We start from the raw sequence: 22,473 nt of genomic DNA on the forward strand, positions 1-22,473 counted from the left end.
GTTCAAAATCCTTGGGAAGATATTTTCCGAAGAAAAACAAAAACTCCCACCTTCCTTAACATCAGGAATAGTGGGAGTTTTTGTTTCTTTACAGGGTCACCGTTTCAACACTTTAAGCAAGGGCGTTGCCGTGGACTCCGCCCTTTTTTGTCTTACCGCTAGGCCGCTTACTTGTGCGGGTAGAAGATGTAGAGGGTAAGCGACAGGGCCGCCAGCACCCACATGCCGGCCTTGACCTCTTTCCCCTTGCCGGTCGCCACCTTCAAAAGCGGGTAGGTGAGCAGGCCGGAGGTCATCCCCACGCCGATGTTGTAGGTGAAGATCATCAGGGTGACCGTCAGGAAGGCCGGGATCAGTTCGGTGAAGTCGTCGAAGTTGACCCTGGTGATCGGCTGGATCATGAAGGAGCCGATGACGATGAGGGCGATCCCGTAGGCGTGTGCCGGAACGATGGTGAAGAGCGGTGCGAAGAAGAGCGAGAGCAGGAACAGCACGGCGACGACCAGGGCGGTGAAGCCGGTGCGGCCCCCTTCCTCGATCCCCGCAGCCGACTCGATGTAGGCGCCGGTGGTGGTGGTGCCGAGAAGCGGAGCGACGGTGGTGGCCAGCGCGTCGGCCATCATCGGCTTCTCGATCTCCGGCAGGTTGCCGCTCTCGTCCAGGAGGTCGGCACGCATGGAGAGGCCGATCAGGGTACCCACGGTATCGACGAAGGCCATGATGAAGATGATGAGAACGATCGGGAAGAACTTGACGTCAAGCGCCCCCTTGAGGTCGAGCTGCATCAGGATCGGGGTGACGTCCGGCGGCATGGAGACGAAGTGCTCCGGCATCGGGGTGACCTTGAAGAGGATGGAAAGGACGGTCGTGGTCACGATGCCAATCACGATGGCGCCTTTCACCCTCCAGGCCATGAGCACCACGACCATCAGGAAGCCGAAGATACCCAGCAGCACCGACGGCGAGGTGAAGTCGCCCAGCTTGACCGGTGCGCCCGGGACGCCCAGCACGACGAGGCCGACTTCGTTCAGGCCGATGAAGGTGAGGAACAGGCCGATGCCGACCGAGAAGCTGCACTTGAGCGAGAAGGGAATCGCCTCGGCCAGCCAGGAGCGGACCTTGAACACCGTCAGCAGGGTGAAGAGCACGCCGGCGATGAATACCGCGCCCAGCGCGACCTGCCACGTGTAACCCAGCATCTTCACCACGGTGAAGGCGATGAAGGCGTTTTCGCTCATGTAAGGTGCTATGGCGAAGGGACGCTTGGCGTAGAGCGCCATGATGATGGTGCCGAACGCCGCAGCCAGGATGGTCGCGGTGACCGAGGGCTCGCGCGGGATACCCGCCGCCTCCAGGATAGCCGGGTTCACGATGATGATGTAGGCCATCGTGAGGAAGGTGGTGATACCGGCGATGGTCTCCTGCCGGTAGCTCGTCTTGTGACGCGCAAACTCGAAAAAGTTCTGCATGCTGGCTCCGTCTCCTTGTATGTACACCCGGGCTCCGGGCGGTTGTGGCGGCGGCGAATCTAATGAAAAGTCGACTCTCACTTGTACCCCATTCAGGCACTAAAGGCAACCGCAAACACCAAACTAGTGTATACTCAGCCCAAACAAAACCAGCCATCCCGCCCCCGGCGCCGGCCCCTATAATGAATCGGTTCGGGTCCTACAAAACTCCGGGCTGGCCGGCCCGGAATTGGTCAGACAATCTTCGACGCCAGGATCGACCGCGTGGCCTAAAAAACAGGAAGCCTGACCTGGACCGAAACAGCGCAATTTCCCGATGAGGTTTCATGACTCCGCACTTTCTCCCCAACCTGGTAAACCGCGCCTTCGGCGACCCCGGCGTCTACCTCGACTTTCTCTTCGAACGCCGCGCCATCCTCTTCGACCTGGGCGACCTCGCACCGCTTGCCCCGCGCAAGCTGTTACGGATCAGCGATGTCTTAATCTCCCACACCCACATCGACCACTTCATCGGCTTCGACCTCTTGTTGCGGATCCTCTTGGGGCGCGAGAAATCCCTGCGCCTCTTTGGCCCCCCCGGGTTCCTGCACCAGGTGGAGAACCGGCTCGCCTCCTATAGCTGGAACCTTGTCGGGAGCTACCCCTGCGAGTTCCGGGTCGTCGCCCACGAGCTGCACCCCGACGGCCGGATAGTCGCCGCCGAGTTCAGCTCCCGGCGCGCCTTTGCCCGCGAGAATGACCGCGAGGGGCTCGTGCAGGACGGCCTCATCCTGGACGAGCCGAACTTCCAGCTGCGGGTCGCCTTTCTCGAGCACAGCCTCCCCTGCCTTGCCTTCGCATTCCAGGAGAAGCGCCACGTAAACTTCATGAAGAACCGTCTGGAGGAGTTGGGAGCGCCGGCGGGACCCTGGCTTTCCGAGGTGAAGGCCGCGGTCCTGCGCGACGAGCCGGACCAGACCCTGATCCGGGTGGCCCCGGGGGGAAAGGGGCTCCCCGAGGAGATGGTGTTCACCCTGGGGGAACTCAAGGAGCGGGTACTCGAGGTGGTGCCCGGCGAGAAGGTGGTTTACGTCACCGACACCGCCTACACCCCCGACAACTGCCGGCGCATCGTCCAGCTGGCCGCGGGTGCCGATTACCTCTTCATCGAGGCGACCTTCCTGGAGGCCGACCGCGCCCACCTGACCGCTCGCCAGGCAGGCGAACTCGCGCGCCGCGCCGGGGCCGCCCGGGTAATCCCCTTCCACTTCTCCCCCCGCTACCTGGGACGCGAGCACGAGCTGCGCGGCGAGGTGCTGGCGGCGTTCCAGGGAGAGCCGGCGGAGCGGTGATCGGCACAGGCACATAAAAAGGGCGCCGCCGGATCCCTTCCGACGACGCCCCTTGGTCTCGTTCCTGCCAATGAACCTGGTTATTCCACGGGAATCGCCACGTAGAGCAAGGACCTGCCACGCTGCAGCCGCACCTTCAGGTAGCTCCCCTTCTTGACCGCGGCCACGGCCTTGGTGTAATCCGCCAGGGTCAGGATGCGCACCCCGTTGATCTCGCGAATCAGGTCCCCTTGCTGCATCCCGGCGCGCTCGGCGAGGCTGTCGGTTTGCACATCGGTCACCACGACCCCCTTGTCGACCTGCAGCCTCATCTGCTGGGCCTTTTCCGGGGTAAGTTCCATGACCTTGAGGCCGAGCCGGTCGCCGTCCACCGTCCCCTCCTCGACGCTGTCACCTTCCTTGAGTTTCTCCACCACGACCGAGACGGTCTCCTGGCGGTTGTCGCGCTGCACCAGCACCGAGACCTTCTTGCCGACCGGGGTCACCGCCACGGTGCGCGGCAGTTCGGCCATCTCCCTGATGGGGTGCCCGTCGAACTCGAGGATGATGTCCCCTTCCTTGAGGCCGCTCTTCTCGGCAGGGCTGTTGGGGAGCACCTCGGCCACCAGGGCACCGCGCTCACCCTCGAGACCGAAGGACTTGGCGAGTTCCTGGGTCACCGGCTGCACCGAAACACCGAGCCAGGCGCGCACCACCTTGCCGGTCTCCTTGAGCTGCGGCAGGATCGCCTTGGCCATGTTGACCGGGATGGCGAAACCGATCCCCTGCCCGCTGGCCAGGATGGCGGTGTTGATGCCGATCACCTCGCCCTTCGTGTTGAAGAGCGGCCCACCCGAGTTCCCGGGGTTGATGGAGGCGTCGGTCTGGATGTAGTCGTCGTAGGGGCCGGAGCCGATCACCCGCCCCTGGGCACTCACGATCCCCGCGGTCACCGTCTGCCCCAGGCCGAAGGGGTTGCCGATCGCCATCACCCACTCGCCGACCTCGGTCTTGTCGCTGTCCCCCAAGGGAGCCACCGGGAGGTTCCCCTTGGCCTCGATCCGCACCAAGGCGATGTCGAGCTTCTCGTCGCGCCCCTTCACCTCCCCCTTGAACTCGCGGCCGTCCGAGAGCTTCACCTTGATCTCGTCGGCACCACTTACCACGTGGTTGTTGGTGATGAGGTAGCCGTCCTCGCTGATGATGAACCCGGAACCGAGGTTGCGCTGTTTCTGCGCGTGCTGGCGGGGTGCCTCGAAGAACTTCTCGAAGTACTCCTGGAACGGGTCGGTGCCCGGGTGGCGCTTTTGCGGCGCGATGTTCTTAGAGGTGGAGATGTTGACGACGGCGGGTTTCAACTTCTTGGCCAAAAGGGCGAAGTCGGGAAGTACGGCAGCGGCCTGGGCCATGCCGGAAAAGAGTGCACCGAACAGCAGGGTGAGAACCAGTGATTTTGCCAGAACTGCAACGCGCGTCTGCATGGTTACCTCCTGAGGAAAATGGTTCGCTAAACCTAATACTGCGCCTGCGGTTTGTCAAGAGTGGCAGGTGGCAACTACCGGTAACGACAGCCGAAACAGGGGAGCACGCCCCGCAGGCCCCGTACCGGCAGAGATCTGGAAAGAACGAAAAAAGGACGACCTCCCCGGCTGCCAAAAGCAGCGGGAAAAGTCGTCCGTTTTTTCAAGGTCCTTCGCGCAGGGCATGCCGCGTCGGGATTACTCTTCTTCTTTGAGGATGTAGCCCACGCCGCGCACGGTGTGGATCAGCTTCTTGTCGGCGTCGCGGTCGATCTTCTTACGCAGGTAGTTCACGTAGACGTCGATGATGTTGGTGAAGCTGTCGAAGGTGTAGTCCCAGACATGCTCCGCGATCATGGTACGGGTCAGCACCTGGTGCGGGTTACGCATGAAGTACTCGAGCAGGCCATACTCCTTGGCGGTGAGGTCGATCTCCTTGTCCTTGCGCCACACCTTGTGGGTTACCGGGTCGAGCCTCAGGTCGGCGAAGCGGATCTCGGCACCGCGGTCCAGCTCGCTTCTGCGCATCAGGGCCCGGACGCGGGCCAGCAGCTCGGCGAAGGCAAACGGCTTGGTCAGGTAGTCGTCGGAGCCCGAGTCGAGGCCTGCCACGATGTCCTCAACGGAATCCTTGGCGGTCAGCATCAGGATCGGTGTGACGTTTTTGCGCTCCCTCAACTCCTTCAGCACGGACAGGCCGTCCTTTTTCGGGAGCATCCAGTCAAGCACGATCAGGTCGAAGGCCTTCTCAAGCGCGAGCTTCAGTCCCTCCTCGCCGTCCGCCGCGGTGTGGACCTCGTACTGCTCCTCCTCAAGACCGCGCTTGATGAAGCTGGCAACCTTCTTCTCATCTTCAACCACCAGAATTCTCATGTTGTTTACCTCTCTCTCTTTTGAGTATTTCGAACGCTAATCGTGCCGTATCTCGCCATGGAGTCTGCTCAGGATCTCGGCGGCAGACTCCTCTACCGACTTGTTGGTTACGTCGATGACAATCCACTTGGGGTGGGCCCGGTAGTACCTGCGGCAGTGGGCCAGCTCTTCCTCGACCTCGCGGTAGTCCGCGTAGCTGCCGCGCGGGCTCTGCCTTAGGTTGCGCAGCCTGGCGCAGCGGATGTCCACCAGGCGCTGGGTCTCGATGATGAGACCTACCACCCGCTCCGGCTCCACCTCCTCCAGCTCGGGAGGGGGGTCGATCCCCTGTACCAGCGGGACGTTGGCCACCTTGTACCCCTTGTGGGCCAGGTACATGGAAAGCGGGGTCTTCGAGGAGCGGGAAACACCCACCAAGACGATATCGGCCTTGTGCAGGTTGCGCGGCTCCTGGCCGTCGTCCTGCTTCACGGTGAAGTCCACCGCCTCCATGCGCCGGTAGTACTCGGAGTTCATCTCGTACTGCAGACCCGGAAGCTTCTGGGGACGCGTTTCCAGGAACTCGGCCAGCTTGAACAAGAGCGGGGTGATCAGGTCGACCGCCTCCAGCTGCCTGGCCTCGGTCTCGTTGCGCACCAACTGGGCCAGTTCCGAATTCACCAGGGTATAGAAGATGATGCTCGGTTCCCCGGCATTCACCTCGTCCAGGGCGCGAATCACGTCGTCGCGGTTGCGGATCTGACCGGTGCGGTGCAGCCGGACATCCACATCCCTGAATTGGGTGAGCGCGGCGCGGGCGACCCGCTCAACCGTCTCTCCGGTCGCGTCGGATAGGAGATACACGTGATTCATCTATTCGTCCTGTCATTCCCGGCACTTGAGCGAAAAAAAGCGGGCTGCCCAGTCAAGCTCATTAGATATATACCATTTTTTTTCATTTTAGGCAAAACGAAAATTTAATGGGAAAAACCTCGGAATAAAATTCCCGAGCGCTGCCCATGAATTTTTTTCATTATAATTACACCCGCACTTTTTACGCTTGTCAAGGTTTTCATTGCTATGGCTTCTAATTTTCTGATAGGTTAGCCAAGAACGCACTAACAAAGGAGAAATAGCGCATCATGCATACAGATTGGGCTGAAATCGCCTGCGAGGTCCCCGCCGAGATGGTCGACATCCTGGCAGAATTCCTGGTGGAGCTGACCGGCAACGGCGTCGGTATCGAAAACCTGCACCTGGACACCTTCTCCCTCGACTCCCTCGAGGACACCCCGGTGAAGACCGTCAAGGGGTACCTCCCCCTGGACGACTCGCTGGAGGAGCTGCGCAGCCGGGTCGAGCGCTTCCTTGCCGAACGCGGGCCCGACTTCCCCGGCTTCGTCTATACCCCGCCGGTAGTCTCCGTGGTGCGCCACGAGGACTGGGCCAACAACTGGAAGGTGCACTTCAAGCCGGTCCGCCTGGGCGAACGCCTGGTGATCAAGCCTACCTGGGAGGAGTATGAGCCCGCGGCGGGTGACCTGGTGATCCAGATCGACCCCGGCATGGCCTTTGGTACCGGCGCCCACCCAACCACCCGCATGTGCCTGGAATCGCTGGAGCGCATCTGCTTCAACGTCTCGGGGGGCACCCTTTCCGGCGCGGTCCTCGACGTCGGGACCGGCTCGGGGGTCCTGAGCATCGCCGCGGCCCTCATGGGCAGCCCGCGCATCGTGGCCATCGACATCGATCCCGAGGCGGTCGAGGTAACCCGGGAGAACCTGGAATTAAACGGCGTGGCCGAGCGGGTCGAGGCCTCCACCACCGACCTCGCGGCGCTCACCGGAGAGTTCCAGGTGGTACTCGCCAACATCCTCGCCGAGGAACTGGTGCGGCTCTCCTCCCAGCTCACCGCGCGGGTCGCACCGGGTGGCTGGCTGATCCTCTCCGGCATCCTCACCGAGAAGGTCCCCATGGTGGTCGCCGGCTTCCCCGGGCTCACCCTGGTGGAATCCCCGGAAGAGGCGGAGTGGAGCTGCCTCACCTTCCGCAAGCCCTAGGCCATGCGCAGCTTCTTTCTGGGTGACAACCCCGTCGAGGGGGACCTGGCGACCATCTCGGGTGAACTCTACCGGCACATGGTGCGGGTGCTGCGCCTCAAGGCCGGCGCCGAGGTGCAGCTCACCGACCAGGCGGGCGCGCGTCTGGCCGGGGTAATCGAGGAGGTGGGGGCAAAGACCCTCAGCGTGCGCATCGACCGGCGCGAGAGCATCGACGAGCCTGAGGCGGGGCTCCAGGTGACCCTCTACCAGGGGCTTCCCAAGGGGGAGAAGTTCGACCTGATCCTGCAGAAGTGCACCGAACTTGGGGCGAGTGAAATCGTGGGGTTTGCCGCGGCACGTTCCGTGGTGAAGCTCACGGCCGAGCGGGGGGCGGGGCGGCTGGAGCGCTGCGAGCGGATCGTCGTCGAGGCAGCGCGCCAGTGCGGCCGGCGCCTGCCCCCCCGGGTGAAGCTGGGCGGGGAGCTCGACCGGGTGCTCAAGGAGAGCGGGCACCAGGTGAAGCTGCTCCTTTGGGAAGACGAGACGACCACGCGGCTCTCCCAGGTCTTTGCCGCGCACCCCGGCGCCCAGAGCGTCGCCGTGGTGGTCGGCCCCGAGGGGGGACTCACCCCCGAGGAGGTTGCCGCTGCCCGCAGGCACGGCTTCGTTCCGGTCTCCCTGGGGCGGCGCATCCTGCGCACCGAGACCGCCGGACTCGCTCTGCTGGCCATTTTACAGTTTCATTGGGGCGACATGGGTTGACGGGCCAAAAAACTAATGAACAAAACGACGAAAGGCGGGACACCTCTTCATGAGGGTCCCGCCTTTCATTATTGTTTTTCGGGTGTAGCGCCTAGACGAGCAGCCCGGCCAGCTCGTCGCCGAAGGCCTCGCGCTGCCAGCGCTTCAAAAGTGCGAGCTGCGGGGAGTCCGGCTCGGCCAGGGCCTCGAGGAGCGCGTTGTTGGCGACCAGGCCGACGCCGAGACCCAGTTGGGCCGCCTTCCCCTCGCGCCAGACCTTGAGCTTTTTCACCCGGTCCTCCTGGGAGCGGTCCAGCATGGGGCGGCGCCCGGGCTGGGACTGGGGGAGCTTGTCGGCCGGCAGCGCGAGGCCGCTGGCCACCGCCTGCAGGATACCGCGCCCCAGGCGCTCGATGAGCTTCGAGGACATGGTGTGGATCCCCACCAGTTCGAAGTTGGAGCGGGGCTGCTTCTCGGCCAGTTCGCGCAGGAGGTCGTTACTAAGGATCCGGAACGGGGGGACGTCGGCGCTCTTCGCCTTCTCGTCCCTGAAGCGCAAGAGCTCCTCGAGGACGGCGAGCTCGCGCGACTTCATCTTGTTGGCCCCCTTGAAGCGCAGGCACATAAGCTCCCCTTCGCGGGAGGCGTAGCGCACCTTGGCAACCAGCTCGGACTCCTCCTCGACCCAGGCCAGACGCCCCTTGGCGACGAGCTCCGCCTCGAGCTGGCGGTAGAGCTCGATCAGGAGCGAGGTGTCCTTCATGGCGTACTCCATCATCTCTGAGGAGAGCGGGCGCTTGCTCCAGTCCGCCTTCTGGTAGCGCTTGTCGAGCTCCACCCCGAAGCGCTTCTTCAGAAGCGCCGCAAGGCCGAACTCGCTCTCGCCCAGGAACTGGCTGGCGATCATGGTGTCGAAGAGGTTCACCACCTCGATGCCGAAATCGCGGTAGAGCGAGCGCATGTCGTAGTCGGCGCCGTGGAACACCTTCTTGATCTCGGGATTGGCGAAGATCGGGGCCAGGACCCTGACGTCCAGGGGCGCCAGCGGGTCGATGAGCCGGGTCTCCGAGGGGGAGGAAACCTGGATCAGGCAGACCTTCTCGGTGTAGTGGTGCAGGGAGTCTGCCTCCAGGTCGAACGCGAGAACGCTCTCCTTGGCGAGACGCTCCACCAGGAGGTTCAGGGTGTGCTGGTCGGTGACGAGATGTGCCGCCGTGGGGCTCTGTCCTTCAGTTTGTTTCAGCAAATGGGGCCGTCCGTTTCCGCATCGTACATGCTTTCGGTGAAGTATGGGGCAGGGGCCGGAAATCTGCGCCCGGCCCGGTTAGAACATTACAACCATTTCGATTCATCTTCAAGAAAAACTAACAAAGAAGGTGCAGTTCAGGCGCCGATCTCGGTGAGCGCCTCGACGGTAGCCGCCATTTCCTCGGGGGTGCCGATGCTGATGCGCAGCCCGTGGGAGAGCACCGGGTCGGTGAAGTGGCGCACCAGAATGCGGCGCTCGTAGAGGGCCTGGTAGACCCGGGTGCCGTCCCGGTCGGGCGGGGTGGCGAAGACGTAGTTCCCGGAGGAGGGGATCACCTGGTAGCCGAGCTTCACGAGCTCCGCCGTGAACCAGGCGCGGGTCTCGCGGATCTTCGCCACGCAGGCGCGGAAGTACTCCTGGTCCCTGAGTGCGGCGGTCGCGGCGGCCTGGGCCAGCCGGTCCAGGTTGTAGTGGTCGCGGATCTTGTTGAGCGCGGCGATCGTCTCGGGACGGGCGATGGCGAGCCCGAGCCGCATCCCGGCAAGCGAGTAGCTCTTCGAGAAGGTGCGGGTCACCACCACGTTGTCCAGGGAGCGCACCAGGTCGAGGGAGTCCTCGTCGGCGAAGTCGGCGTAGGCCTCGTCCACCACCAGCACCCCGGAAAGCCGCTCGGCCAGGTCGGCGATGTAGCGCTGCGAGTAACAAAAGCCGAGCGGGGCGTTCGGGTTGGTGAGGAAGAAGAGCTTTCCCTGGTAGTTCTCCGGGATCCCCTGCGGCTCGAAGTTCTCCGAGAGCCCGAAGGTGCGCACCTTGGCTCCCTGGATCTCGGCGAGCGTGCCGTAGTAGGAGTAGGAGGGGTGCACGTAGGCGATCTCTTCACCCTCGCCGGCGAAGGCGCGGATCAGGTTGTTCAGCACCTCGTCCGAGCCGTTGGCCATGATGATCCAGGAGGGGTCGAAGCCGTAGAGCCGGCCGGCCTCCTCGCGGGCGGCGCGGCTCGCGGCGTCCGGGTAGCGGCGCAGCCCCTCGCCCACCTCGGAGAGGATCGCCTCGATGACCCGCGGAGAGGGGGGGTACGGGTTCTCGTTGGTGTTCAGCTTGATGTAGCTGGCAACGTCGTCGGGCTGGTAGCCCGGCACGTAGCCGGCCATCTTCGCGATGTTGGGGCGCAGGGTCATGGGGTGCTCCTTTTCGTATCGGTTCGACCGGTCCGATCCGGCTGATCGGTCCGATGAAAAAAACTCGGCTGGCGGCTCTTGGCCGCGGCCACTAGTAGCGCTCCAGCACCTGGTACAGGGTGGTGCGCCGGACCGGGGTAAAGCCGGCGCCGCGGATCAGCTCGATCATCTCCTCGCGGGACATGCGGAACCGGCAGCCGGCTGCCGCCACCACGTTCTCCTCGAGCATGGTCCCCCCGAGGTCGTTGGCGCCGAAGAAGAGCGCCACCTGGGCGAGCTTCGCCCCCTGGGTGACCCAGCTCCCCTGGATGTTGGGGACGTTGTCGAGGACGATGCGCGAGAGCGAGAGCACCTTCAGGTACTCGACGCCGGTCGCGCTCTCCCCCCCCAGTTCGGTGTTGCCGGGCTGGTAGGTCCAGGGGATGAAGGCGGTGAAGCTCCCCCCCTCGGCCTGCAGGGCGCGCACCCGCATCAGGTGCTCGATGATGTCCTCGGGGCGCTCCTTTGAGCCGAACATCATGGTCGCCGTGGTGGACATGCCGAGCCGCGCGGCCTCGCGCATCACCTGGGCCCACCCCTGCCAGCCGATCTTCTTGGGCGAGATCTCCTGGCGCACGCTGTCCACCAGGATCTCGGCGCCGCCCCCCGGGACCGAGTCAAGGCCGGCGGCCTTCAGGCGGGCCAGCGCCTCGGGGATGCCCAGGCCGGATACCGCGGCGATGTGGGTCACCTCGGCGGGGGAAAGCGAGTGGTTCTGCACCCCGGGAAAGCGGGTCTTGATCTCCCTGAACAGCCCCTCGAAGTACTCGATGGTGAGCTCGGGGTGCAAGCCACCCTGCATGAGGAGCTGGGTCCCCCCCTGGTCCACCAGTTCCTGGATCTTCGCCAGGATGGTCGGGGTTTCGAGCAGGTACGCGTCGGCGGCGCCGTGGTCGCGGTAAAACGCGCAGAACTTGCACTTCGACTCGCAGACGTTGGTGTAGTTCACGTTGCGGTCGACGACGAAGCTCACCTCGGGCGCCGGGTGCAGCCGGCGCCGGATCGAGTCGGCGAGCCTCCCGACCGCCAGGAGCTCGGCCTCGGTCAGGAGCCAGAGCGCCTCTTTCTGAGAGAGCGCCGCACCTGCCGCAACTTTTTCCGTTATCTGATTCAGCATGCCCTTCCTTATCTCGTTACCGGGTCGTCTCCGCGTGCCCGCGGCCTAGTAGGCCTTCAGTTCGCGGTACAGGGTGTCGCGCTCCACGGGGACCCGGCCGGCCTTTTTGATCAGCGAGACGATCGCGTCGCGGCTCATAGTCTGCGGCGAGTCGGCGCCGGCGTCGTGGCCGATGCGCTCCTCGACCACCGTGCCGTCCAGGTCGTTCACCCCGAAGGCGAGCGCCACCTGGGCGATCTTCTCGCCGAGCATGACCCAGTAGGCCTTCACGTTGGCGAAGTTGTCCAGGTAGATGCGCGCGACGGCCAGGGTGCGCAGGTCGTCTACCCCGCTCGTGCCGCTCCCCACCTTGAGTTCCGAGTGTTCCGGCTGGAAGGCGAGCGGGATGAAGACCTGGAAGCCTCCCGTTCTGTCCTGCAGCTCGCGCAGCTGGCGCATGTGGTCCACGCGGTCGGCCACCGTCTCGAGGTGGCCGTAGAGCATGGTGGCGTTCGATTTCAACCCCGCCTGGTGCACCTCTTCCATGATGGAGAGCCAGTCGGCGCCGCTCAACTTCTCCGGGCAGAGCTGGTTGCGCACCTCCGGGGCGAAGATCTCCGCCCCGCCGCCGGGGAGCGAGCCGAGCCCCGCCTCCTTGAGCCGCTCCAGGGTCTCCGGGATGGAGGCTCCGGCCAGCTTCGCCAGGTAGGCGATCTCCACCGCGGTGAAGGCCTTCACGTGCAGGGTGGGCGACACCGAGCGGATCGTCTCAAGAAGCTCCAGGTAGAACTCGAAGGGGAGGTCCGGGTGCAGCCCCCCCACCACGTGGATCTCGGTGGCCCCCTGCAAGAGCGCCTCTTCGGCCTTGGCGCGCACCTCGTCGAGCGTCATCAGGTAGGCGCCCGGCTGGTCTGCGGTACGGTAGAAGGCGCAGAAACGGCAACGGTTCACACAGATGTTGGTGTGGTTGATGTGCCGGTTGACGTTGAAAAAGACCCGGCGGCCGTTTTTGCGCTCGTTGACCGCCTGGGCCAGCTCGCCCAGGGCGAGCAGGTCGGGGTGCGCGAAGAGTACCAGCGCCTCGGCCTCGTCGATGCGCGCTCCGGCGCGTACCTTGTCGGCTATGGTGGAGAATGTCGTCATCTCTTGCCTTTTGGCATCGGACCGATCGGCCGGATCAGTCACGGGTCGGTCCGATGAAAAATTAGTTGCCCCAGCGCCGGAAGAGCGCGTGTTCCACGCCTGCCGCGTCGAGCACCTTGCCGACCACGAAGTCGACCAGGTCCTCCAGGGTCTTGGGCCCCTGGTAGAACGCCGGCATCGCCGGCACGAGCCGCACCCCCAGGCGCGCCAGCTTCAGCATGTTCTCCAGGTGAATCGCGTTCAAGGGGGTCTCCCGGGGGACCAAAATCAGCGGTCGCCCCTCCTTGAGCATCACGTCCGCGGTGCGCTCCAAAAGGTTCCCCGAGACCCCCTGGGCGATGCGCGCCAGGGTCCCCATCGAGCAGGGGGCCACGATCATCTGGTCCGGCGCCGACGAGCCGCTGGCGATCGGGGCGCAGAAGTCGTTTTCGGCATAGTAGCTGAGCCGCTCCGGGTCCGCCTGGAGGTAGCGGCAGAGCTCGCCCTCGAGGTCGTCACACCCCTGCCAGTCCAGCCCGCACTCGGTTTTCAGCACGGCAAACCCGGCGGAAGTGATCACCAGGCTCACCCGCGCCCCGGAGCGCAAGAGCTCCCGGCAGAGCGTGAGCCCGTAGATCGAACCGGAGGCCCCGGTGATGCCGAGTGCCAGGTGCCGGGTGCTCACGCCGCCACCTTCAGGGTATCGAGCAGGGTCGCCAGGAAGATGGTCACGCTGATGTACCCGTTCATGTTGAAAAACGCCGCGTCGAGTTTCCCCAGGTCACCGCTGCGCAACAGCCAGTGCTCGTAGAGGAGCATCGCGCAGGCCGCCGCAAGCCCCGCCAGGAACCAGGGCCCCAGGCCCAGCACCAGGTAGAGTGCTCCCAGGAAACCGAGCGCCGTCAGGTGGAAAAGCCGCGCGGTCCAGAGCGAACCGGTAACCCCGAGCGCCGCGGGGATCGAGTGCAGCCCCGCCGCCCGGTCGAAGTCGAGGTCCTGCAGGGCGTAGAGGATGTCGAAGCCGGCGACCCAGAAGAGAACCCCGAGTCCCAAAAGCAGCGCCGGAAGTTCCACGGCGCCCCGGATGGCGATCCAGGCCCCGAGGGGCGCGCCGGCGAGACAGATGCCGAGCACCACGTGGGCGAGCGCCGTGAACCGCTTGCAGTAGGAGTAGAGCAGCAGGAAGGCGAGGGCCACCGGGGAGAGGTAGAGGCACAGGGGGTTCAGCATCCCGGCGGCAAGCAGCATGAGCGCCACGGAGAGCACGATGAAGACCCAGACCGCGGCACGGCTCAAGAGTCCCGCGGGGATGGCGCGGGTTGCGGTGCGCGGGTTCCTGGCGTCGATCTCGGCGTCGATCACCCGGTTGAGCCCCATGGCCGCGGTGCGTGCCCCCACCATGGCCAGAAGGATCCACCCCGCCTGGGCGGGACTGGGGAGGCCACGCGCCGCCAAAAGTGCGCCGGTGAAGGCGAAGGGGAGCGCGAAAATGGTGTGGGAAAACTTTATCATCTCCAGGAAGATGCGGATCCTGGCGTACAGTGTCATCTCTGCTCCTGCCTGACAGCTCATGGCTACCTTTCTTGGCGGCTTAGTCGCAAAAGCCGTATTCCTTCCAGCGGCGCGTCACCAGCGCCTCGACCGCGGCGTCCTTTTCCAGCCGCAGCTGCTCCTCGCCCCCCTCGCCGGGCCACTTCACCGTGGCGTCGACTCCGAGAAACTCCCCGTCCACCAGGAGGTCCCGGGAGAGCCGCACCTCGTTGAGCGCCCGCCAGAGCCCGTAGGAGAGAGAGAGCGGGGCCGCTTCGGCGTCGACCACCACCAACAGCCGGCTCGCCTTGAGCCAGCCCGTCTCGTGCAGTCGCTCGAGCACCCGGCGCCCCTGCCCTGCCGCACGCTTTTTTATGGAGACCACCGTGCAGCCGTGGAAGATCCCCTCCAGGGGCTGCCTTACGTCCACGATCTCCGGACAGAGGCGCCGGCTCAGCGGCAGCAAAAGCCGCTGCGCGGCGACTGCGAGCCAGCAGTCCTCCATGGGGGGCTTTCCCACCACGGTTGCCAGGCAGACCGGCTGCGCGCGGTGCGTGACGCAGGTCACCCTCAGGACCGGAACCTCGGCACCGGGGTGGTAGCTCCCGGTATGGTTGCCGAAGGGCCCCTCGCTGAGCAGCTCCCCCGGTTCGATCACCCCTTCGATCACCAGTTCGGCGTCGGCCGGAACCAGCAGATCGGAGCTCTTGCAGCGCACCAGCGGCACCGCCTCCCCCCTGAGATATCCTGCCAGGGAGAGCTCGTCCAGCCCCTGCGGCAGCGGAAGCGCAGCCGCCAGGGTGAGCACCGGGTCGCCGCCGACCGCAATCGCCACCGGCATCGGCCGCCCGGCAGCCTGGTACTTCTGGTAGTGGCCATGCCCGCCGCTCCCCGGCTTCCAGCGGATGCCGGCGCGGCAGGGGTCGAAGAGCCGGACCCGGTACATGCCGAGGTTGTCGGCCCCGGTCTCGGGGTCCCGGGTCACCACCAGGGGGAGCGTGATGAAGCGCCCGCCATCTTCGGGCCAGCTCTTGAGAAAGGGGAAAGAGAACAGGTCGGGCGGTTCTTGCAGCACCTCCTGGCAGGGGGCCTGGTGCACGAGGCACGGCGCCAGGGCCTCGCCGGGGTGATCCAGGAGCCGCTCCATGCGCGCGCTCAACTGGTCCAGGTGGTCCACACCGAGCGCCGCGGCCAGGCGTGCCGGGGCACCGAACAGGTTGGTCACCAGGGGAAACCGGCTCCCCTTGACCCGGCTGAACCAGAGCGCCTTGCCGCCGCCGGGCTCCTTGCTCTGCCGGTCGGCGATCTCCGCCACCTCCAGCTCCGGATCGACCTCCACTTCCACCCGGTGCAACTCCCCGAGGCCCTCCAAACTGGCCAGAAACGCGTGTACATCCCGATACGGCATGGGCACCCCGGAAAGATCCTTAACTGGGCATTTCTATCACTTCCGTCAGGTGAAGACAACGTTTTTCTGGGTGCGCGCCCCGCCGGCCCGCCACTGGCGCCGGGGGGCGCTGCGAGGCGGACTGGACCGACTGGCAGGCCCCCCTGGCGCACGAGAAATTCCCAGCGCCCAAGAAACTTAAAGTTAGCCAACATTACGTGCTATGGGCGGACCCCACGGCGGGGTGCAGGTACCACACAAAGCACAGCTCATGTGCAGGGGCTGAACATTAACCCTCTGAAAGGCGTATTCAAAATACCGCTTGGCAACGTCGTTTTTCGCTTTAAAACCGGTGACTTGCAAGCTTCATTGGCCCGACACTTTTTATGGCACCTTGCGTGTAATGGAAAGGCTATCGAACCTCAAGGGGGGTCACCAATGAAAACCAACCAGCAACAGCACACCCAGGGCCGACTCGGGATCAGCGCAGGAGCAGCAGTACTGCTCGTATCCCTGCTCATCGCCGGCTGCGGCGGCGGTGGCGGCACCCCCGGCGCGGTAAACGGCGTGGTCCCCAGCGTCACCCCCTTTACCGGCAACTCCTATAGCGTGACCACGGACAACTACGGCATGACGAATCCCAACTACCTGGCCGCCAGCACCTCGACCCTCGGCGTGGTCCTGCGCAGCGCGCTCGCCACCAGCATGAGCGACCCCGACTTCAAGACCGTCTCCCGCATCGACATTCCGGCGGGGGTCGCGGCACACGGCAGCTACTCGCTGGGAAGCGGCGGCTCCGGGACTCCGGCCTTCCCCGGCACGGTCTACTTCTTCAACGGCCACCAGTCTACCCTGTTGAGGACCGTTGGCGGCAGCATCAGCTTCAGCTCCTTCGGCGCGAACCCTGGCGACCGGGTCACCGGGTCCTTCAGCGCCGTGGTCGAAGACGGCTCCGACAGTGCGACCCCCAAGGCGACCTACACCATCGCCGCCAGCTTCGACTTCGTCAACGAGACCGCCGGCGCGGTGCTGCCGGCCCCGGCAGCGGCGAGTGCGGCAGCTCCCAGCTACGACGCCAAGTGCGCCGCCTGCCACGCCCTGGGGAGCTACGACTCCACGACCCAGGGTGCTTCTGACCTGGCGCTCAAGGGTGGTAAGCTCACTTCCCAGTTCGGCAGCGACCTTCCCGGACACCAGGGGGTGACCCTCAGCCAAGGCGAGCTGAGCGGGCTCAAGGTACTGTTGAACGCCTACTGATGCTTCCCGGGCGCTAACCTGCGGCACCTCCCCGGGTTAGCGCCCCCTCGCCTCACTCCCTGCCGGCCAGTTTCCCTCGCCAGCGCCAACACCTGCCATTTCCCGCCGTCCTCCCCCCGCAACACCGCTTCCAAAAGGCCGTCGCGCCGCCTGCCAGCCCCGGAAACACGGAACAATTCCTGCACTTTTCACCTCTCATTGGATTTTGGTACCTGCCGCGAATTCGCGGAAACCGCGAAGTCTGGCGTCTGCGGGTGCCGATGGGGGAGCAAATCGAGCGAAGCCACCCCTTTCATTGGAAAAATCCGGCTCGCTTGATCGGTTGATCGGATCGCCAGACAGGGCCTTTCGCTTAGCCTCTCATTGGCGAAATGGCCGCATTTGGTACCAAGAAGTGCCGTAAATTGTCACTCCAGGCTCCAGAGGATGCTCCTTTCATTAAAAGGCGCCGCCATGCAGCTCATGGGTGAAAAATAATTTGGGCCCGAAAACCTTCAAATGCTTGAAATTGTAAGTTTTTACCCCCAACCCGAGAACCGTTTCCCAAGGAGGCGAGCAGAACTCAGGATCCCACATAACGTCTAACTCCGATAAAGGCAAAACCGGAGCGATCCGGTGACGCAAAGCCACGGGTCCACCCCCTCTCACGGGCGGGGGATAGCCGGGTTACCGAAGAGAGGAGTCAGGCCCGAAAAGGGTTCCACTGGAGCCCTATGCACACGCCCGGACTCCGTCTTGCCCGGGCGTTTTTCGTGCCCGGCAGCCACACCAGCACCGTTGCAACCGTCACACTGTTATGGCCATTTTGGCACCCCACAAGGAGGAGACCCGATGCACCACACCAGACCCAGCCTCGGCAGGATCATCCGAGGCACCCCGTTGTGCCTTGCGGCACTGGTGGCCCTCGCAGCCGCCCCGCAGGCAGCCCAAGCGGCGCTCCCCGGCAGCGCCGGCAACACCATCGTCCGCAACACCATCACCGTCAACTACGCCGACGCCAAAGGTAACGCCCAGAGCGCGGTAAGTTCCACCGTGGACATCACCGTCACCACGGTGGCCGCCGCCCCGACCGTGCTCAGCTTCACCCCGTCCCCGGGAAGCACCGACGGCACCGGCGCCACCCAGGCCTACACGGTCCGGGTGCGCAGCAACTCCAACGGCCCCGGCGCCATCAGCTTCGCAAGCGCCGACGGCAGCTTCACCAACCTCGCGGCAGGGACGGCTCCCACGGTACCGGGCAACATCTTCCTGGGCGCCACGGTCATCGACCCCAGCGAGAGCAAGAAGGGGAGCGCCCAGACCGTCGCGGCCGGCGCCACCATCACCTTCGCCGTCCCCAACGACGGCGGCGTGCCGACCGCCAGCGCCACCACCGGCGGGGCCACCGGCGACGGCGTCATCAACGGCCTCGTGCTGAACGACGTCGTCTACGTAAGCGACGCGAACCAGGTCTTCTACGGCCCCTTCACGGTGAGCACGGTCAGCGACCCCGCCGTCGGCACCGGCACGAGCGCCGCACCCGCGAGCCTCACCCTTACCAACAGCTCCGGTGCCTCCATCACCTTCACCCCCGTGTACGGCTCGCAGATCGTCGAGGCGAAGGACGTCACCGTGACGGTGACCCAGGGTCAGATACCCCTCGCCACCGCGCAGAACGCGGCGAGCTGGGTGACCACGCTGAGCGCCACCATGGGAGGGTTGACCGGCACCGGTACCGTGACCACCAACGCCCATGCCGGCAAGATCAGCATCGTGAAGTACGTGCGTAACGCGACCAGCGCGGTCGCCGGTTCCGGCGCCTTCACCCCGCCGGTCTCTCTTAACGGCGCCACCAACACCTTCTACACCTCGGGCGTCTCGGCGAAGCCCGGCGACGTCCTCGAGTACCTGGCGGTCCTCACCGACGCGGGGACCGGCAGTTCCACCGCGGTCTACGCCACCGACGTGACCCCCACCTACTCCACCCTGGTCTCGGGCACCACCTACGGCGGCTCCACCGCAGGGCAGATCTTCGCCCACGCCCGTTTCGGCGCAACCGAGACGGACCTGAAGCGCGACAATACCGGGGGCGCCGCCAACGTCGCCTTCGGCTTGGCCACCGGCACCAGCGCCGGGAGCACCATGACCTTCTACCTGGGGACCGGCGCCAGCACCTCGGCCGGCGGCACCCTGACCACCGGCCAGGTCGCCTACCTGATCTACCAGGTGAAGGTCGACTAGCACCACGCGGGGGCGCACGTCCCGCCCCACAGCACGACCGGGGGCAGCTCGCCCCCCCAAAAAAGGAGATGGACATGAAGAAGACTGTACTCGGCAGCACCCTCTTATTGGCAGCGCTCCTGGTTCCCGTGGCCGCCTTCGCCAAACCGCAGGTCACCATCAGCGTGGCTGCGGAGAAGGAAGTGACCGTGGTGAACCAGGGGAAAAAGAGCGTGAAGCTGGTCCCGGCCACCAAGATCTCCCCCAACGAGGTGATCGTCTACACGGTGCACTACGCCAACAAGGGGGACGAGACCGCTACCAACGCGGTGATCGAGGACCCGATCCCCAAGGGGACCGTCTACCTGGCCGATGCTCACGTCAGCGGGACCCCGGAGCCTGAGTTCTCCATCGACCACGGCAAGAGCTACAACAAGGCCACCCTTCTGAGCTATGAGGTGAAGCTCCCCAGCGGCAAGATCGAGCGTCACCAGGCCACCAGTTCCGACTACACCAACATCCGCTGGATCATCAAGGAGATCCCCGCCGGCTCCAGCGGCAACCTGAAGTTCCGCGTCAAAGTGAAGTAACCGTCACGCAGTACTCCCGCCGGACCGGGGCAGCACCGGCTGGCGGGACTAGTCAGGCAGCGACGTGGTAAAGGCAATACCCGCAGCACTTTGCAATGTACCTTTGGCACTTACGTTCTAAAAAGGAGACAACCGTGAAAAGAATCCTCAACCTGTGTGCCGCCGGCGCACTGGCGCTCGTAGCACTGGCGCCGGGATCGGCCAGCGCGGCAGGCACCCCGGGATCCGCGGCCAACGCCAAGATCCTCAACGTGGTCACCGTAACCTACTACGACGCCACCGGGACCAACGTGCACCAGGCAGCAACCTCCACCAGCGTCCTGGTGGCCCTGAAGCCCGCACCGCTCACCGTCGCCGTGGTGAACCAGTTCCCCAACGCCGACTCCGGCTCCACCACCACCTCGCTCATCGCACTGACCGCCAACGCGAACGGCCAGGACACCTACAAGGCGACCTGGGGGAGCTCGACCCAGTTCCTGGTCACCCCGACCAGCATCACCGGCTCCATCCTAACCGACGTGACCGGCGGCAGCTCCACGAGCTACACCTCCGGCGCGGACCTCGCCCTGGGCGCCACCTCCATCGTCTCGGTGCAGGCCGCCGCAGGCGGCAGCCAGGTGATCAACATCCCTGCCGGCTCCTTGAACGGCATCGTCCCGGGGAGCATCGTGGTGATCAACGACATCTCCTACAAGGTGACCGCCACCAGCACCGGTACCCAGGCGGGCTACACCCAGACCGGGATCTCCACGAGCACCGGCAGCGCGACGGCAGAGGTGCTGGGAACCATCACCATCGCCGCCGACCCCAACGGCTCCAAGACCGCCCCGAACCTCTCGGGCTCCCTGGCCGGCACCATCGTGGGCGAGCGCAAGTACCTGCAGCTTGCCGACACCGCCGTGGTCTCCTCCAACACCAACAACGGCGTGGACACGGTCAGCATCTCGACCGACACCAAGGCCGGCGGCAATGCGACCGGCGCCGTCACCGACGTGGCGACCTTCTTCTTCGTCTCGGTCAGCATCGAGAAGACCGTCAGCAACGTGACCACCCTGGGGGCAACCGGCGGCAAGCCGGGCGACGTGCTGGAGTACACCGTGACCGTGCGCAACGCCTCTTCGGGTAACGCCGGCAAGGTCTCCATCGCCGACGCGGTCCCCGCCTACACCACCCTGGTTTCCGGCACCGGCGCCTACGGCTCCGGCGGCGGTACCGGCAGCGCCACCGAGAAGTTCGCCACCATAAGCGACGGCACCAACACGGTCGACATCACCCTGGCCCCGGGCGACAGCGAGTCCCAGAGCACCGTGGTCGGCTACGGCGGGACCCAGGCTAACGCCATCGTGGCGGGCACCCCGATCACCTTCTACCTCGGGAGCGGCTCGACCAACGCCCAGGGGGGGACGGTGGCAGCCGCCAAGACCTACACCATCAAGTACCAGGTGAAGATCAACTAGTACCCGGATCGCCCGAGACGCCTCCCGCCGGTACCCGCTGCGCCGGTGGGAGGCACCCGGCGATCTCGGCCTTCTGTGCACGCTGCCGTGCCCGGGGCCCACGCTGAAAAAGTACGCAGCACCGCACCACCCGCAGGACCGCAGGACCTTTTATTTATTTATTGCATTGCAGTACCAAAGGAGAGCTTATGAAACCGCTGAGAGCAGGGTTAACCCTGCTTTGCCTGGCGGCCCTTGGCCTGGCCACCCCCTCGGGGCGCGCCTTCGCCAACACGGCAGCCAACACCCAGATCGTCAACTCCGCGAAGCTTACCTACGCGGGGGGCTCCGCCGCGGCGACCGTCGTGGTCTCCGTCGCACTGGTCCCCTCGACCCCCAACGTCAGCATCACCTACGGTAACGCCGCCTACACCGGCCCGAACTCCCCGGCCATCGGCACCTCGGTGACCATCACCGCCACCGCCAACGGCCCGGCGAGCTACACGGTCACTCCGACCGTGGGAGCCACCTCCAACGTCGCCGCCGCAAGCCCCGCCTCGGTGAACGCACCGACCCCCAGCGTCACGGTCGGCGCCACCGTCACCACCGGCACCAGCGGCACCACCTTCGTCACCGTCCCCGCCGGCATCGCCTCGGGAAGCGGCAGCGCGGTGAACGGCATCGGCAGCTCCTCCACCATCATCTTCACGGTGAACGGGACTAGCTACACCCGCCAGGTGACCGGCACCACCGACAACGGCAACGGCACCTTCACCATCAGCTGGAGCACCCCGCTTCCGGCGGCCGACGTGCCGCAGGCCGGCGTCCTGGTCGCCGAGCAGAAGAGCGTCCCGGTGAACGTGTTGCCGGGTACCGTACTCGCCCCGGGAACCAACATCACCGTGATGGTCTCCGCCACCGTGAGCACGTCGGGTGCCGGCGACAAGGTGGTCACTACCGCCACCCCGAACACCTGGACCACCCCCTCCCCCAACGTCTCGCTCGTGAAGTACGTGCGCAACGTCACCACCGGCGTGGCGGGAACCGGGGTCTACAGCGCCACCATCAACACGAGGACCAGCAACTACTACACGGCCGGCGTGACCGGGAAACCGGGTGACGTCCTCGAGTACCTGATCGTCGCGAGCAACACCGGCTCGACCGACCTCAACTCGAGCGCCATCTCCGACCTGATCCCGACCGCCTACGTGAACCTGGTCACGGCCCCGGGCCCCTACGGCGGCAACGAGGTCTTCTACATCGACCCGACCAACACCGGCGTGAGCATCTCCGCCGCGGCGGTGGGCGCCAACCAGGCGAGCTGGGTCCCGGCGAGCAACCCGAACCTGGTGGTCAACGTCGGTACCGGTGCCAGCAACACGGCAACGGGGACGATCCCGGCCAACAAGAGCGTGACCATCGCCTACCAGGTCACCATCAAGTAGCCAGGCCACTC

Annotated in this window: 19 protein-coding genes and 1 riboswitch; of the genes, 8 read left to right on the plus strand and 11 right to left on the minus strand. The window is 65.1% G+C overall.

What is annotated here, in order from left to right; all coding sequences use genetic code 11:
- Nucleotides 1-167: 167 nt before the first annotated feature.
- A complete protein-coding gene (locus tag H7688_RS03880; protein WP_183359750.1) occupies nt 168-1,469 on the minus strand; it encodes an NCS2 family permease in 1,302 nt (433 codons plus the stop codon).
- A 326-nt stretch (nt 1,470-1,795) separates the two neighbouring features.
- Here H7688_RS03880 and H7688_RS03885 point away from each other — a divergent pair, with 326 nt between their 5' ends.
- Nucleotides 1,796-2,800, plus strand: coding sequence for a ribonuclease Z (locus tag H7688_RS03885; RefSeq protein ID WP_183359751.1), 1,005 nt, complete (start codon nt 1,796-1,798; stop codon nt 2,798-2,800).
- An 80-nt stretch (nt 2,801-2,880) separates the two neighbouring features.
- Here the strand turns inward: H7688_RS03885 and H7688_RS03890 are convergent, their stop codons facing one another.
- From H7688_RS03890 to H7688_RS03900, 3 genes are all read right to left on the minus strand, one after another.
- A complete protein-coding gene (locus H7688_RS03890; protein ID WP_183359752.1) occupies nt 2,881-4,260 on the minus strand; it encodes a DegQ family serine endoprotease in 1,380 nt (459 codons plus the stop codon).
- A 237-nt stretch (nt 4,261-4,497) separates the two neighbouring features.
- Nucleotides 4,498-5,172 (minus strand): response regulator transcription factor, encoded by a 675-nt coding sequence (locus H7688_RS03895; RefSeq protein WP_183353358.1) that lies wholly within the window; start codon nt 5,170-5,172, stop codon nt 4,498-4,500.
- 36 nt (nt 5,173-5,208) lie between these two features.
- Nucleotides 5,209-6,024: a pyruvate, water dikinase regulatory protein gene (locus tag H7688_RS03900; protein WP_183359753.1), complete on the minus strand. Its 816-nt coding sequence runs from the start codon at nt 6,022-6,024 to the stop codon at nt 5,209-5,211.
- A 269-nt stretch (nt 6,025-6,293) separates the two neighbouring features.
- Here H7688_RS03900 and prmA point away from each other — a divergent pair, with 269 nt between their 5' ends.
- Nucleotides 6,294-7,211, plus strand: a complete 918-nt coding sequence (prmA, locus tag H7688_RS03905; protein ID WP_183359754.1) for a 50S ribosomal protein L11 methyltransferase — start codon at nt 6,294-6,296, stop codon at nt 7,209-7,211.
- Nucleotides 7,212-7,214: 3 nt separating this feature from the next.
- Nucleotides 7,215-7,955 carry a 16S rRNA (uracil(1498)-N(3))-methyltransferase gene (locus tag H7688_RS03910; RefSeq protein ID WP_183359755.1) on the plus strand — a complete coding sequence of 247 codons (741 nt, stop codon included), beginning with the start codon at nt 7,215-7,217 and terminating at the stop codon, nt 7,953-7,955.
- A gap of 91 nt (nt 7,956-8,046) precedes the next feature.
- On the opposite strand, the gene H7688_RS03915 is transcribed toward H7688_RS03910, so the two are convergent.
- The 7 genes from H7688_RS03915 to H7688_RS03945 form a co-directional block, all read right to left on the minus strand.
- The gene (locus tag H7688_RS03915) at nt 8,047-9,180 is read right to left on the minus strand and encodes a ribonuclease D (protein ID WP_183359756.1); all 1,134 of its coding nucleotides are present in this window, start codon (nt 9,178-9,180) and stop codon (nt 8,047-8,049) included.
- A 137-nt stretch (nt 9,181-9,317) separates the two neighbouring features.
- The gene (hisC, locus tag H7688_RS03920; RefSeq protein ID WP_183359757.1) at nt 9,318-10,361 is read right to left on the minus strand and encodes a histidinol-phosphate transaminase; all 1,044 of its coding nucleotides are present in this window, start codon (nt 10,359-10,361) and stop codon (nt 9,318-9,320) included.
- A gap of 91 nt (nt 10,362-10,452) precedes the next feature.
- The gene (gene mqnC, locus H7688_RS03925) at nt 10,453-11,517 is read right to left on the minus strand and encodes a cyclic dehypoxanthinyl futalosine synthase (RefSeq protein ID WP_183359758.1); all 1,065 of its coding nucleotides are present in this window, start codon (nt 11,515-11,517) and stop codon (nt 10,453-10,455) included.
- Between the two features lie 45 nt (nt 11,518-11,562).
- Entirely contained in the window at nt 11,563-12,639 is a 1,077-nt protein-coding gene (gene mqnE / locus H7688_RS03930) for an aminofutalosine synthase MqnE (RefSeq protein WP_183359759.1), read from the minus strand.
- Between the two features lie 61 nt (nt 12,640-12,700).
- Nucleotides 12,701-13,303, minus strand: a complete 603-nt coding sequence (locus H7688_RS03935) for a UbiX family flavin prenyltransferase (protein WP_183359760.1) — start codon at nt 13,301-13,303, stop codon at nt 12,701-12,703.
- Nucleotides 13,300-14,166: a 4-hydroxybenzoate octaprenyltransferase gene (locus tag H7688_RS03940; protein ID WP_183359761.1), complete on the minus strand. Its 867-nt coding sequence runs from the start codon at nt 14,164-14,166 to the stop codon at nt 13,300-13,302. Before H7688_RS03940 ends, H7688_RS03935 begins: the two co-directional genes overlap by 4 nt.
- A 43-nt stretch (nt 14,167-14,209) precedes the next feature.
- Nucleotides 14,210-15,556 (minus strand): UbiD family decarboxylase, encoded by a 1,347-nt coding sequence (locus tag H7688_RS03945; RefSeq protein WP_183359762.1) that lies wholly within the window; start codon nt 15,554-15,556, stop codon nt 14,210-14,212.
- Between the two features lie 417 nt (nt 15,557-15,973).
- On the opposite strand from H7688_RS03945, the gene H7688_RS03950 reads away from it, so the two are divergent.
- From H7688_RS03950 to H7688_RS03970, 5 genes are all read left to right on the plus strand, one after another.
- On the plus strand, nt 15,974-16,792 hold the full coding sequence (locus H7688_RS03950; RefSeq protein ID WP_183359763.1) for a hypothetical protein: 819 nt from the start codon (nt 15,974-15,976) through the stop codon (nt 16,790-16,792).
- 585 nt (nt 16,793-17,377) lie between these two features.
- Nucleotides 17,378-17,466: riboswitch (cyclic di-GMP riboswitch) on the plus strand.
- Nucleotides 17,467-17,623: 157 nt separating this feature from the next.
- Nucleotides 17,624-19,012, plus strand: coding sequence for a hypothetical protein (locus H7688_RS03955; RefSeq protein WP_183359764.1), 1,389 nt, complete (start codon nt 17,624-17,626; stop codon nt 19,010-19,012).
- Nucleotides 19,013-19,086: 74 nt separating this feature from the next.
- Complete coding sequence (locus tag H7688_RS03960) at nt 19,087-19,581, plus strand: DUF11 domain-containing protein (protein WP_183359765.1); 495 nt, start codon at nt 19,087-19,089, stop codon at nt 19,579-19,581.
- A gap of 134 nt (nt 19,582-19,715) precedes the next feature.
- A complete protein-coding gene (locus H7688_RS03965) occupies nt 19,716-21,038 on the plus strand; it encodes a DUF11 domain-containing protein (protein WP_183359766.1) in 1,323 nt (440 codons plus the stop codon).
- A gap of 188 nt (nt 21,039-21,226) precedes the next feature.
- The gene (locus H7688_RS03970) at nt 21,227-22,462 is read left to right on the plus strand and encodes a hypothetical protein (protein WP_183359767.1); all 1,236 of its coding nucleotides are present in this window, start codon (nt 21,227-21,229) and stop codon (nt 22,460-22,462) included.
- The last annotated feature ends 11 nt before the right edge of the window (nt 22,463-22,473 follow it).

It is taken from the genome of Geomonas limicola (assembly GCF_014193675.1).
GTDB classification, from domain to species: domain Bacteria; phylum Desulfobacterota; class Desulfuromonadia; order Geobacterales; family Geobacteraceae; genus Geomonas; species Geomonas limicola.

Excerpts from the sequence above, each read along its gene's own strand:
- H7688_RS03970 (WP_183359767.1), top strand. The coding sequence starts at position 21,227 with ATGAAACCGCTGAGAGCAGGGTTAACCCTGCTTTGCCTGGCGGCCCTT.
- H7688_RS03900 (WP_183359753.1), bottom strand. The coding sequence starts at position 6,024 with ATGAATCACGTGTATCTCCTATCCGACGCGACCGGAGAGACGGTTGAG.
- H7688_RS03910 (WP_183359755.1), top strand. The coding sequence starts at position 7,215 with ATGCGCAGCTTCTTTCTGGGTGACAACCCCGTCGAGGGGGACCTGGCG.
- H7688_RS03955 (WP_183359764.1), top strand. The coding sequence starts at position 17,624 with ATGCACCACACCAGACCCAGCCTCGGCAGGATCATCCGAGGCACCCCG.
- H7688_RS03950 (WP_183359763.1), top strand. The coding sequence starts at position 15,974 with ATGAAAACCAACCAGCAACAGCACACCCAGGGCCGACTCGGGATCAGC.
- H7688_RS03960 (WP_183359765.1), top strand. The coding sequence starts at position 19,087 with ATGAAGAAGACTGTACTCGGCAGCACCCTCTTATTGGCAGCGCTCCTG.
- H7688_RS03945 (WP_183359762.1), bottom strand. The coding sequence starts at position 15,556 with ATGCCGTATCGGGATGTACACGCGTTTCTGGCCAGTTTGGAGGGCCTC.
- H7688_RS03880 (WP_183359750.1), bottom strand. The coding sequence starts at position 1,469 with ATGCAGAACTTTTTCGAGTTTGCGCGTCACAAGACGAGCTACCGGCAG.
- mqnC (WP_183359758.1), bottom strand. The coding sequence starts at position 11,517 with ATGCTGAATCAGATAACGGAAAAAGTTGCGGCAGGTGCGGCGCTCTCT.
- H7688_RS03890 (WP_183359752.1), bottom strand. The coding sequence starts at position 4,260 with ATGCAGACGCGCGTTGCAGTTCTGGCAAAATCACTGGTTCTCACCCTG.
- H7688_RS03940 (WP_183359761.1), bottom strand. The coding sequence starts at position 14,166 with ATGACACTGTACGCCAGGATCCGCATCTTCCTGGAGATGATAAAGTTT.
- hisC (WP_183359757.1), bottom strand. The coding sequence starts at position 10,361 with ATGACCCTGCGCCCCAACATCGCGAAGATGGCCGGCTACGTGCCGGGC.
- H7688_RS03895 (WP_183353358.1), bottom strand. The coding sequence starts at position 5,172 with ATGAGAATTCTGGTGGTTGAAGATGAGAAGAAGGTTGCCAGCTTCATC.
- mqnE (WP_183359759.1), bottom strand. The coding sequence starts at position 12,639 with ATGACGACATTCTCCACCATAGCCGACAAGGTACGCGCCGGAGCGCGC.
- H7688_RS03885 (WP_183359751.1), top strand. The coding sequence starts at position 1,796 with ATGACTCCGCACTTTCTCCCCAACCTGGTAAACCGCGCCTTCGGCGAC.
- prmA (WP_183359754.1), top strand. The coding sequence starts at position 6,294 with ATGCATACAGATTGGGCTGAAATCGCCTGCGAGGTCCCCGCCGAGATG.